The 12,709-nt window shown below is 42.9% G+C and carries 7 protein-coding genes and 1 pseudogene; 6 read left to right on the forward strand and 2 right to left on the reverse strand.

Going from position 1 to position 12,709, the window contains the following annotated elements; genetic code table 11:
- Positions 1-3: 3 nt before the first annotated feature.
- Complete coding sequence (gene gltB, locus AN394_RS17960) at positions 4-4,461, reverse strand: glutamate synthase large subunit (protein WP_054561718.1); 4,458 nt, start codon at positions 4,459-4,461, stop codon at positions 4-6.
- Positions 4,462-5,157: 696 nt separating this feature from the next.
- Between gltB and AN394_RS17965 the strand changes: the two genes are divergently transcribed.
- The 6 genes from AN394_RS17965 to AN394_RS17990 all read left to right on the forward strand — a co-directional run bounded on the left by AN394_RS17965 (position 5,158) and on the right by AN394_RS17990 (position 12,372).
- The gene (locus tag AN394_RS17965) at positions 5,158-6,411 is read left to right on the forward strand and encodes an efflux RND transporter periplasmic adaptor subunit (protein ID WP_055022173.1); all 1,254 of its coding nucleotides are present in this window, start codon (positions 5,158-5,160) and stop codon (positions 6,409-6,411) included.
- Between the two features lie 21 nt (positions 6,412-6,432).
- Positions 6,433-7,140 (forward strand): ABC transporter ATP-binding protein, encoded by a 708-nt coding sequence (locus AN394_RS17970; RefSeq protein WP_054551528.1) that lies wholly within the window; start codon positions 6,433-6,435, stop codon positions 7,138-7,140.
- Between the two features lie 2 nt (positions 7,141-7,142).
- The gene (locus AN394_RS17975; protein ID WP_054561720.1) at positions 7,143-8,456 is read left to right on the forward strand and encodes an ABC transporter permease; all 1,314 of its coding nucleotides are present in this window, start codon (positions 7,143-7,145) and stop codon (positions 8,454-8,456) included.
- Between the two features lie 11 nt (positions 8,457-8,467).
- A complete protein-coding gene (locus AN394_RS17980; RefSeq protein WP_055022174.1) occupies positions 8,468-9,673 on the forward strand; it encodes an ABC transporter permease in 1,206 nt (401 codons plus the stop codon).
- An 81-nt stretch (positions 9,674-9,754) separates the two neighbouring features.
- Positions 9,755-11,083: a sigma-54 dependent transcriptional regulator gene (locus tag AN394_RS17985; RefSeq protein WP_055022175.1), complete on the forward strand. Its 1,329-nt coding sequence runs from the start codon at positions 9,755-9,757 to the stop codon at positions 11,081-11,083.
- Positions 11,083-12,372 carry a PAS domain-containing sensor histidine kinase gene (locus tag AN394_RS17990; RefSeq protein WP_054561723.1) on the forward strand — a complete coding sequence of 430 codons (1,290 nt, stop codon included), beginning with the start codon at positions 11,083-11,085 and terminating at the stop codon, positions 12,370-12,372. The genes AN394_RS17985 and AN394_RS17990 overlap by 1 nt, the downstream gene beginning before the upstream one ends.
- Positions 12,373-12,487: 115 nt before the next feature.
- Here AN394_RS17990 and AN394_RS22070 read toward each other — a convergent pair.
- Positions 12,488-12,709 (reverse strand): annotated as a pseudogene (locus AN394_RS22070) (hypothetical protein); the annotation flags it as partial.

Consider the following 12,709-nt stretch of genomic DNA (forward strand, 5'->3'; position numbering starts at 1 on the left):
CCCTTACTGAGCCTGAACACGAAGCTCTGCGCTGCTGCGCGCTCGGTGTCCGAGTAAACTTTTTACATCACTAGATTTTGGCTTAACTAATTTAAACATTGGCATGTATAAATCGAAGTTAGCTAAAATCTGCTCAGCGCGGTTTGAGCCTGTAAGCTCTAAATGCTCAGCAATGAGACCGCGTAAATGTTCTTGGTGTGACGCCAACCCTTCAAGCGTAACAATTTCAACAAGCTCAGGGTTAATGCGTTTTTCAAAGTCATTGCCTTCATCAAGAATATAAGCAAAACCACCTGTCATACCTGCACCAAAGTTGATACCCACTTTGCCAAGTACGCAAACCACACCACCTGTCATGTATTCACAGCCGTTGTCACCAACACCTTCTACAACCGCTTGCACGCCTGAGTTACGCACTGCAAAACGCTCACCAGCGCAGCCTGCAGCAAATAATTTACCGCCCGTTGCACCATATAAACAGGTATTACCGGCAATGGTTGCTTTGTGGCTTTCAAAAGATGAACCCAGCGGTGGGCGAATTACTAGCTTACCGCCAGCCATGCCTTTACCAACATAGTCATTGGCATCACCAACGAGTGTCATTTCAAGGCCGCCAGCGTTCCATACACCAAAGGATTGTCCCGCTGTACCATGAAGCTCAATAGAGACAGGATCAGCAGCCATACCTTGGTTACCATGTTTAGAAGCGATATAGCCAGACAACATAGCGCCCACTGAGCGATCAGTATTGCAAATACGGTTAACCAGTGAGATACCCGACTTTTCGTCAATTGCTTGCTTGGCTTTTTCAAGCAAGGTTTCATTTAGCTGACCTAAGTAGTGTGAGCTATTTGGCGCACTACAATACAAGGTTTCACCCGTAGGGTTGTTAGGCACAGCAATCACAGACGACAGATCTACTTTCTTTTGTTTCTCTGTGTTGCCTTCAATTGCTTCAAGTAAGTCCAAACGACCAATTAAATCAGTTAAACGAGTTACACCTAAGCTTGCCATAATTTGGCGCGCTTCTTCGGCTATAAACTTGAAGTAGTTCATCGCCATTTCTGGCAGGCCATGATAATGCTTTTGGCGCAGCGTATCGTCTTGCGTTGCAACACCGGTCGCACAGTTATTTAAGTGACAAATACGTAAGTATTTACAACCTAGTGCCACCATAGGGCCCGTACCAAAGCCAAAGCTTTCAGCACCTAAAATAGCCGCCTTAATAATATCTAGACCCGTTTTCAGACCACCATCTGTTTGTAGGCGAATACGGTGACGTAAACCATTTTCTACCAACGCTTGCTGGGTTTCAGCAAGACCAAGCTCCCAAGGGCTACCTGCATACTTAACAGAAGTAAGCGGGCTTGCACCTGTACCACCGTCATAACCAGCAATGGTAATTAAATCTGCATAGGCTTTAGCTACGCCTGTTGCGATAGTACCTACACCCGGCTCAGAAACGAGTTTCACCGAAATTAGTGCATCTGGGTTTACTTGTTTTAAATCGAAAATAAGCTGGGCTAAATCTTCAATCGAGTAAATATCGTGATGCGGCGGAGGCGAAATCAAGGTCACACCTGGCACTGAATAACGTAATTTTGCAATATACGGCGTTACTTTTTCACCCGGTAATTGACCACCCTCACCTGGTTTTGCACCTTGCGCCACTTTAATCTGAATGACATCAGCGCTGCGTAAGTAATGTGGTGTAACACCAAAACGGCCCGAAGCAACTTGCTTAATACGTGAGTTTTTCTCTGTACCGTAGCGAAGCTTGTCTTCACCACCTTCACCTGAGTTTGAACAACCACCTAAGCGGTTCATTGCAATCGCGAGTGCTTCATGCGCTTCTGGCGATAATGCACCAATACTCATTGCGGCTGAGTCAAAACGTTTGTACAGCTCAGTTGCAGGCTCTACGTCGTCAACACTCACACCCGTATCAGGAATTTTAACCGCCAGCATGTCACGTAAATTGGTGATCGGGCGGTTATTTACTAAATCAGCATATGCCAAGTAGTCTTTATAATCCCCAGAGCGCACTGCTTTTTGTAGTGTTTGAATTACATCTGGGTTATAAGCATGGTACTCACCACCGTGAACATATTTTAGTAAGCCACCATGACTTAATAACTTACGTTTACTAAATGCCAGCTTATGAAGTTTACGTTGGTCATCATCAAAATCAGTGAAACACGCCCCTTTAATACGACTAGCTACACCGTTAAAACAGGTTTCTACAACCGCATCTGATAATCCAACTGCCTCAAATAACATTGAGCAGCGGTACGAAGCGACAGTACTGATACCCATTTTTGACATAATTTTATACAGACCCTTATTAATCGCATTACGATAAGCAAGCGTTACTTCGCAATAGCTCTTGTTCAGGGTCTTTTTGTCGCTCATTGCAACTAATGATTCATAAGCAAGGTACGGATAAATTGCCGTTGCACCAAAACCAAGTAATACCGCAAATTGATGCGCATCACGGACACTGCCCGATTCGATGATGATATTAGATTCACAACGTAAGTTATTATCGACTAAACGCTTTTGAATTGAACCAACCGCCATCGCCGCAGGAATCGGCAAATGAGTTTCGCTAAAGTTACGGTCACTTAAAATAAGCATGACACAGCCTGACGCTGCTTTTTCTTGTGCTTCATCACAAATACGTGTGATTGCGTTTTCTAAGCCTTCTTCCAACGTGTAAGTGATATCAATTTTACAGTAGCTGTAATGCTCATCGTCAGCATTGATCAGCTGTTGCATATCAGCGTACATCAAAATCGGCGTCTCAAACTGTAAACGCTTAGCGTGGCCGGTTGTTTCGTTAAATACGTTTTGCTCACTACCAATACAAGTTGCCAGTGACATAACGTGATTTTCACGAAGTGGGTCAATCGGTGGATTAGTTACTTGCGCAAATTTTTGTCGGAAGTAATCGAACAGTGAACGATGACCTTCTGACAGTACCGCAAATGGTGTGTCATCACCCATTGAACCCGTTGCTTCTTGACCATTTTCACCCATTACACGAATAACGCTATCAAGCTCTTCGTTGGTGTAGCCAAACATTTTTTGATACTTAAGCAGTGTTTCGTCATCAAATGAACGGTTACCCGCATCTTTTTCAGATAACTGTTCAAATGGCGTTAAACGCTTAACGTTAGCTTCAAGCCATGCTTTATATGGATGGCGTGACTTAAGATCTTGGTCAATCTCATCTGAATGCCAAATTTTACCTTGATGAGTATCAATAACTAATAACTCACCAGGGCCAACACGGCCTTTCTCAACCACTTCGTCTGGCGCGTAGTCCCAAATACCTACTTCTGAGGCAAGGGTAATAAAACCATCTTGAGTGATGACATAGCGCGCAGGGCGTAAACCGTTACGGTCAAGGTTACAAGCGGCAAAACGACCGTCAGACATTACAATACCAGCGGGGCCATCCCATGGTTCCATATGCATTGAGTTAAAGTCGTAGAATGCACGTAGGTCATCATCCATAGCACGGTTTTTTTGCCAAGCTGGCGGCACAAGCATACGCATTGCACGGAATAAATCCATGCCACCGGCTAAGAACAACTCAAGCATATTATCTAAGCTAGAAGAGTCTGAGCCGCTTTCGTTAACGAATGGTGCTGCTGATTGCAAATCAGGAATAAGTGGTGAGGCAAACTTATACGCACGGGCACGAGCCCATTGGCGGTTACCTTGAATCGTATTAATTTCACCATTATGCGCTAAATAGCGGAATGGTTGCGCCAGTGGCCAACGAGGTTGTGTATTAGTAGAGAAACGTTGGTGAAATACACAAATCGCACTGGTCATGCGAATGTCAGCTAGGTCTAAATAAAAGTTAGGTAAGTCTACAGGCATCATTAAGCCTTTATAGACAGTAACTAAACCAGATAAGCTGGCAATATAAAAATGTTCATCATTTACGAGGCGCTTTTCAGCACGACGACGCGCTACATATAAACGACGTTCTAAATCTTTTGGACGCCAGCCTTCTGGTGCGCTTACAAAAATTTGTTCAAAGCCGGGTAGTTGTTTTTTTGCAATTGGCCCTAAACATGATGCATCGGTAGGTACTACACGCCAGCCTTGAATGCTCAAGGTTTCTTTTTCGAGTTCTTCACTCAACACATCTTTAGCTGTTTGCGCAAGTACAGGATCAGCATTTAAAAATACCATGCCAACGGCGTAGTTCTTTCCTAGATGCCAATCATGTTCGCTGGCAATAGCACGAAAGAAGCTATCAGGTTTTTGCATTAATAAACCACAGCCATCACCTGTTTTACCATCAGCAGAAATACCACCACGGTGTTCCATGCGATCTAAGCCAGTGATTGCTGTTCGAATCAAGCGGTGACTCGCCTGACCATTGACCTGGGCTATTAAGCCAAAGCCACAATTATCTTTTTCTAATTTTGAGTCGTATAACATAGACCCCTCCCCTTGCTACAACGACTAGCGGTTCAGTCTTTTGTGACAGTGCTAGCAGACGAACAAAACTATCGCCAAATACCTCATGAGTCAATAGAGTTTTGAATACATATTCATATTCATGAATATTTCTCACTTAAAGCACTTTTTAAATTCTATGCTATTTTTTTACATTTAGTCGCATTTTACCCGTTATTTTTTTATGACACTGGTGTCAAATTTAACAACTTGTAAAAAAACAATCTAAAAACCCGCCGCTTTACGTTAACGTAAACTGCGCTTTATTTTGAATAATTATTCACATTATGAATATCAATGCAGTTTTTTACGGGGTGTCGCCTAGCCTAACTGCATCATTATTTACTCTTGGCTTTAGCATAGTTACAAACTATGTATCTGAGCAGACTACCTTAGTCGCAATGACCGAGTTTCTTTACCCTTGCGTCAACAATAAGCAATCTAAAAGTGTCCGCTGCGGACACTTTTTCTGTCCGCGGACAGACATCAATCCATTCTTCAAAAATAAAATCATTAAAAATCAATATATTAAAAATTGGCATGCTACTGGTATAGATAAGACATCAGCGAAATTGAGGATTTCAAAATGTTCACTATCAGTTTGTTTATGGCTTCTCCACTTACCATGCTTGCCGTTGGCTTCATGATTGTGTGTTTTGAGAATCGTAAGGAGTTATGATGATTAAGGATACCAGTGCCCAAGATATTACCGTGGCTAAGAAAAACACCATTAAAAAGCCACTTATAATAGCTGCAGGTGTAATACTTGTTGGTGCGCTCGGCTTTCAAGCATTGTTTGCCAGTAACGATGGCAGCATTTCGGTTGATGCAGCAAGCCTACAAATTAGTGAAGTAAGCCAAAAGACACTTACTAGAGATGTGGCAGCGAGCGGTAAAATCGTTGCAGCTAATGCGCCAAAGGTTTACAGCCCAGAACGCGGCTTTGTCGATTTAAAAGTAAAAGCCGGTGATAGCGTTGAAGTAAATGAAGTGATCGCAACCGTAACCAGCCCTGAGCTGACTAACGAACTAAAACAGCAACAATCAGTATTAGCGCGATTAGAAGGCGAGTTACAACGCAAGCAACTTGAAGCGCGCAGACAAAAGTTGAGCCTGACTAAAGCGCTAGATTTAGCGCAAGTTGAGTTAAATGCCGCAGATAGAGAAAACCGCCGAGCTAAAATCTCAATCGAGAAACATTTAATTAGCCAAATAGATTTAGAAAAAGCCGTTGATGACTTAGCCCGTGCCAAGCTTTCATATAAGCACGCCGAGCAAGAAGTCAGCTTAGCTAAAGATACCCTCGCATTTGAGCTAAAAGCAGCAGAGCGTGATCTGGCACGTCAGCAACTAATTGTTGATGACTTACTCAGACAAGTAAATGAACTCACTATTACCGCGAGTGTAAGCGGCATTGTGGGTAACTTATTAGTGCAACAAAAAGAAGCGGTCACACAAAGCCAACCATTAATGACATTGGTCGATTTAAGTAACTTTGAAGCAGAACTGCAAGTACCAGAAAGCTACGCCAATGAGCTGGGTCTTGGTATGCAAGTTGAGCTTACTTTAGGTGCTCGTCATGTCACAGGCACGCTATCGGCTATATCACCTGAAGTAAATAATCGCGAGGTCACAACCCGCGTACGCTTTGACAATGAGATTTCTGGCATTCGCCAAAACCAACGCTTAACCGCACGTATTTTACTAGAGAATCGCGACGATGTATTGCAAGTGAAACGCGGCGCATTCTTACAACAAGGTGGCACCCATGCTTATAAAATTGATGGTGACATGGCTTATTTAATCGATATAAAAACCGGTGCAAGCAGTATCAATGCTGTCGAGATAATTGAAGGTGTAGAGCCTGGCGATAAGTTAATTATCTCAAACTACGATCGCTTTAAAAAAGCTCCCACACTGGTTTTACGCTAACAAATAAAAGGAATAATCAACATGCTTACAATGAACAACATCAGCAAAGTGTATCAAACAGATATGGTACAAACGCATGCCCTTCGCGACTTTAATCTACAAGTTGAAGAAGGTGAATTTATTGCCGTAACGGGCCCAAGTGGCTCAGGTAAAACCACATTTTTAAACATCGCCGGTATGTTAGAACCATTTAGCGAAGGCCAATACATGTTAGACGGTATTGATGTGGGTAAGCTCAACGACAACCAGCGTGCTGACTTACGTAATCAAAAAATTGGTTTTATTTTCCAAGGCTTCAACCTTATTCCAGATTTGAACCTCTATGAAAATATTGAAGTCCCTCTGCGTTATCGCGGTATCAAAGCCGCCGAGCGTAAGCGCCGAATTGAGCAATGCCTAGAGCAAGTTGGTTTAGCTTCACGCGCTAAACATTTACCGCAACAACTTTCTGGTGGTCAACAACAACGTGTTGCTATTGCCAGAGCCCTTGCTGGTGAACCGCGCTTTTTACTTGCCGATGAGCCAACTGGTAATTTAGATAGTTTAATGGCCCGTCAAGTGATGGAGCTACTTGAACAAATCAACCGGGATGGTGCAACTATCATCATGGTTACCCATGATCCAGAGCTTGCCCGCAGAGCACCACGTAACATCCAAGTTGTTGATGGCCAACTAGCTGACTTCACCTTGTATCAAGGCACTCAAAACCTTAAAGCGGCTGGAGTGTAACCATGTTCCTTCATTATTTAGATTTGAGCTGGCGCAGCTTTAAGCGCACGCCACTTGTGAGCTTTTTAATGGTATTGGCCATTGCTATTGGTATTGGCGTTACCATGACAAGTTTATCTGTGTATCACATGATGTCGGCAGACCCTATTCCTGAAAAAAGTAGCGACCTTTATTCTGTGCAGTTACAAACCATGGATGAAGGCCGTACGTGGTGGACAGTCGATAATATGCCACTGCAATTAACCTATCAAGATGCCGTTAACCTCAACCAGGCCAAAGCAGGTGGTAAACGTGTCACTATGGTTAGAACGGGTTTTTCGGTTTATTTAGACTCAGACAAAGTAAAACCATTTATTGGTCAAGCTCGCCTAACCACCCCTGATTTTTTCGAGATGTTTAACCTATCGTTTATTTACGGTGGGGTCTGGAGTGCGCAACAAGAAGCCGATGCCGCCCCTGTTGTGGTGATCAATAAAGAATTAAACGATAAGCTATTTGCAGGTGAAAACCCAGTAGGCAAAATGGTGTACCTTGATGATGCCAGCTACGAAGTTATTGGCGTGATTGATGATTGGGATATCACCACCAAATATTATGATCTGAACAACGGTGCATTTAATAAGACCGAGCAACTATTTTTACCATTTAGCCTAATGAAAGCCCGAGAGCTTGAAAACTGGGGTAATACTAATGGTTGGAAGCACGAAAAAACCAATACCTTTAACGACAAGCTCAATTCTGAAATGGTGTGGTTACAATTTTGGGTTGAACTAAAAACTCCTGCAGAAAAGCAAGCTTACCAAGACTTTTTAATGGCCTATATGCAAGAGCAACAAAAGCTAGGTCGTTTTAACCGTGAAAAATTAACTGCCACCTTACGCGATGTAAATGAGTGGATGCAGTACAACAATGTCGTTAGCGAAGACAACGAAATTCTGGTTGGCCTTAGCTTTATGTTTTTAGCGGTATGCCTTGCCAACATTTTAGGTTTATTACTAGCGAAATTCTTACGCCGTGCTCCTGAAGTCGGTGTGCGCCGTGCATTAGGTGCCAGTAAACGTCAAATATTCTTTCAACATATTGTTGAGGTAGCGATGTTAGGTTTCTTAGGTGGCATCTTGGGTATTATATTGGCGCAAGTAGGTTTGTTAGGCGTACGTCAAAGCTATAGCTACTACCAAAGCTTAGCCACAATGGACTTAACCATGCTACTTAGCGCACCGGTGATTGCAATTAGCACCTGTGTGATAGCGGGTCTATACCCTGCTTGGCTGGTATGTAAAACCAACCCTGCTATTTATCTTAAGAGCCAATAAGGAAGACACCCATGTTAGAAATTAAACCTATCTTTCACGCCTTATGCCGCTCAAAAGTTGGCGCCATTTTATTACTGATCCAAATTGCCATCACCACTGCCATTGTTAGTAATGCGGCGTTTATTATCCAAGACAGAGTTAGCTATTTAAGCCAAGAAACCGGCTACCCTGAACAAGACATTTTCGTTTTTAATGTCATGATGTTTGGCAAAGATGTGTCACCGTCTCAGCAATATGAGCTTGATGAAGCCATGCTTCGTCAAATACCTGGGGTAGTCGATGCTGCTTATTCGAGTAACACACCGCTTTCGGGCAGTGGTTCTTCGTCAGATTTTAGTTTAAAGCCAGCACCTGAAGAGAGTAAATCAGCCCGTACTTCATACATGTTTATCGATGAGCATGGTATCAATACCTATGGCGTTAAACTCGTTGCTGGGCGTAACTACACCGAAGACGAAGTGATCGTCACCGATAACTATGATGAGCTTTCAAAAGTAACCGTTGTCACTAAAACTCTACTCGATGAGCTGTTCCCTGACGGCAATGGTTTAGGCCAAACAGTCTATTTTGGTGATATTCCAATGAAAATAATTGGTGTAATTGATCTTATGAAGGGCCCATGGCTTAAAGACAGCCGCCCAGATAACGTAGCACTGCTGCCTTTTATTAAACCTGGTACAAATGCACGCTTTGTGGTTAGAACAGAGCCTGGTCAACGTCAATCGGTCATGAACCGTGTTGAAGAAGCCATGCTGAAAAACTACAACAAACGTGTTATTTCTCGCATTCGTGGCTTAGATGACGATAAAGAGTCATACATGGCAGAAGATACATTAATGATGCGCATGCTGATTGTACTTATTACTATTTTAGTGTTGGTGACGGCCCTGGGTATTTTCGGCCTAACGCTGTTCAATATTAGCAAGCGTACTAAACAAATAGGCACTCGCCGCGCTTTAGGCGCCAGAAAATCTGCCATCATTAGCTACTTCTTAGTTGAAAACGCCATGATATGTATAGTTGGTTTAGTGATTGGTGTGATTGCTGCCGTGTATTTAGGGCAATTACTGATGCAGCACTTTTCAATTGCTCAGCTTGATATTAGCTACGTACTTGCTACTGCGCTGGCAGTGTTTGTTATGAGTTTATTAGCGGTGCTTGCCCCTGCAAAACGGGCTGCGAATATCTCACCGAGCATTGCAACTCGAACAATTTAGTTCTCCCAACCTATGCTACACTGGATTTACAGTGTAGCATTCATCTTGCACCCTTATTAGGAAAATAACTAAAACAATAATATGGAAAAAATACTGATCGTCGACGATAACCCAGCCATTTTGGATGCATTGTCGTTATTACTCGAAATTCACGGTTTTGATGTTGTTACAGCAAGTAACCCGTTTGAGGCAATTCAGTCCGTACAATACCAACGTATTGCGCTTGTTATTCAAGACATGAATTTCACCGCCGACACCACTTCCGGCGAAGAAGGCAAAAAACTTTTTTATGCCTTACGAGACATTAATCCTCACCTACCGATTATTTTGATCACCGCATGGACAGAGCTTTCTACTGCCGTTGAACTTGTCAAAGCTGGGGCGGCTGATTATTTACCAAAACCATGGGACGATGCCAAGCTACTTACTTGTGTAAATAACCTAATCGAGCTGGGTAAAGCAAAACAACAAAACGAAACCTTTACCCGCCACCAGCAAGAACGTGACGCATCTGTACAACAAGCAAATTTAGTAGGCTTGGTTTATAAAAGTACCGCTATGGAGCACATTGTTAATCTTGCGATTCAAGTTGCTAAATCAGATATTTCAGTGTTGATCACAGGCCCTAACGGCAGTGGTAAAGAGCGCATTGCGCAAATAATACAGGCCAATTCATTATTAGCTGATAAACCCTTTATCACTGTTAATGCCGGTGCTTTACCAAGCGAGCTTATTGAGGCTGAATTATTTGGTGCCGAAGCTGGCGCCTATACAGGTATTACTAAACAGCGCATTGGTCGTTTTGAAGCGGCCGATGGTGGCACCCTATTTTTAGACGAAATTGGTAACTTACCACTTTCTGGGCAAATGAAATTATTACGCATTTTACAAACTGGTGAATTTGAACGTTTAGGTTCAACACAAACACGTAAAGTGAATGTGCGGGTGATTTCAGCAACCAATGAAGATTTAAGCCATGCAATTAAAGCAGGTCAATTTCGTGAAGACCTTTACTACCGCTTAAATGTTATTGAGTTAAATTTACCAAGCCTTGCCCATCGCCCAGATGATATTTTAGCTTTGGTCGCACACTTTTTACCTGAGCGCACACTGTCGCTTAGTACAGAAAAAGCCCTGCTCGCCCATAGCTGGCCGGGTAATGTTCGTGAGCTTGAAAATGCCTGTAAACGTGCTGGCGTTTTAAAACCCACAGGGGTGATTGAGCTTGCTGATTTTGGCTTACAAGTTGAAACAAACAGCCCAACACAAACAAGAGCAGAGCCTAACAAACAAGAGATTGAACTTGCCATGCGCGAGTACAAAGGTGTGATTGCTAAAGTGGCTCGCCATTTTGGCTTAAGCCGCCAAGCGCTTTATCGCAGGCTTGATAAATTTAAGATTGAATACTAATGCGTTTTTCGTTTCGATATAAAATCATAACTTTGTGTATTGCTGCTTCTGCATTGCCGCTTATATTGGTTTGTTATTTTGCGGGCATAAGCTTGCTTTACAGCTTATTAGCCCTGCTCGCTTGCGCCTTGATCAGCGGATTTTTTGCTGCGCAATTATCAGCTCCGCTCATTGATGGCATGAACTCGCTGGAAACCGGGTTGCTTAATTTTAAAGATGGTGAGCTGGCCACATTATTGGCCTATGATGGCAGTGATGAGCTAGGTGATTTATGCCGGCTTTATAACCAAACCGCAAAACAGCTTCGCCAAGAAAAACAATGGATTTATCAGCGTGAGTTGATGCTCGACAAAGTACTGCAAAGCTCCCCACAAGCCGTGATTTTGACTAACGACCAAGGCTTTATTGTTTATAGCAACCACAGTGCCCGCAGCTTACTTGATGCTAAATCAGCCCTTGAAGGCGCCAAGCTAGAGAACTTATTAGATTCAAGCTGCGAGCAATTAACGCGTGCGATTCACAAAGGCGTTGATGGTTTATTTACCCTCGACAAAGCAGATCAAGAATCACAAACTTGGCATATGGCAACAGGCCGATTATTACTTAATAATCAGTTTCATCAACTTTATGTTTTTAAACAACTGACCCGTGAACTAAGCCGCCAAGAAGTAGAGGTATGGAAAAAAGTTATTCGTATTATTAGCCATGAGCTTAACAACTCCCTAGGGCCAATGTCGTCGATGCTTCATAGCGCGCAACTATTAACGAAAGAAGTCGATGAACCACGTTTAAAACGGGTATTTACCACCATTGAAGACCGCATAAAACACCTTAATGAGTTTGTGCAAGGCTATGGTAAATTTGCCAAGTTACCCACCCCTCAACTATCAACGATTAACTGGCCGACGCTGGTTGAGCAATTAAAAAGTCAGTGGCAGGTTGAAGTATCACTTGATGAGCGAGTGACAACTGACGCTGATCACACTCAGCTCGAACAATTACTTATAAACTTATTAAAAAATGCCTATGAATCGGGTTCAAACCCCGAAGATGTCAGCTTAACAGTTCTACAAGAAGCAAGTGGCACACACATCACAGTGAGTGATAAAGGCAAAGGTATGAGTGAAGCTGTAATGGCGAACGCACTTATTCCCTTTTACTCAACCAAAGCAACAGGTAGTGGCTTAGGGTTAGCACTTTGCAGGGAAATAGTTGAAGCACACCACGGGCAAATCAGCTTACATAACCGCGAGCAAGGTGGATTAAGCGTCCATGTTATGCTGCCCTAATAGCCTTTAACACATTCGATATGGATCATGATTAACAAAGAAACCCGTAACATAATATGAGCTTTTGCAATGCTAAGCCGTATCATACTGATTAAATTACCACTTATTTAAACCTCTATGCTAGTAAAGCCTTTTCGTTGAAACCTTGCTCATGTAACTTGGCAACGAGTTGTTCAAGCACCTCATCTTTTTGAGGGGCTACAGGCTGAGTTAGTAGTAAAGAAGTAACATTGCCAAAACCTGGGTGATCAAAATCAGGGTTTTCAAGGCCATGTTGTGCTCTTAGCGTTAGCAGCATAAGTGCAGCATAAGGTGTAAATTGCCAGTTCATATTATC

This window comes from Pseudoalteromonas sp. P1-26 (genome assembly GCF_001401795.1).
Lineage (GTDB): Bacteria > Pseudomonadota > Gammaproteobacteria > Enterobacterales > Alteromonadaceae > Pseudoalteromonas.

Excerpts from the sequence above, each read along its gene's own strand:
- gltB (WP_054561718.1), bottom strand. The coding sequence starts at position 4,461 with ATGTTATACGACTCAAAATTAGAAAAAGATAATTGTGGCTTTGGCTTA.
- AN394_RS17965 (WP_055022173.1), top strand. The coding sequence starts at position 5,158 with ATGATTAAGGATACCAGTGCCCAAGATATTACCGTGGCTAAGAAAAAC.
- AN394_RS17970 (WP_054551528.1), top strand. The coding sequence starts at position 6,433 with ATGCTTACAATGAACAACATCAGCAAAGTGTATCAAACAGATATGGTA.
- AN394_RS17975 (WP_054561720.1), top strand. The coding sequence starts at position 7,143 with ATGTTCCTTCATTATTTAGATTTGAGCTGGCGCAGCTTTAAGCGCACG.
- AN394_RS17980 (WP_055022174.1), top strand. The coding sequence starts at position 8,468 with ATGTTAGAAATTAAACCTATCTTTCACGCCTTATGCCGCTCAAAAGTT.
- AN394_RS17985 (WP_055022175.1), top strand. The coding sequence starts at position 9,755 with ATGGAAAAAATACTGATCGTCGACGATAACCCAGCCATTTTGGATGCA.
- AN394_RS17990 (WP_054561723.1), top strand. The coding sequence starts at position 11,083 with ATGCGTTTTTCGTTTCGATATAAAATCATAACTTTGTGTATTGCTGCT.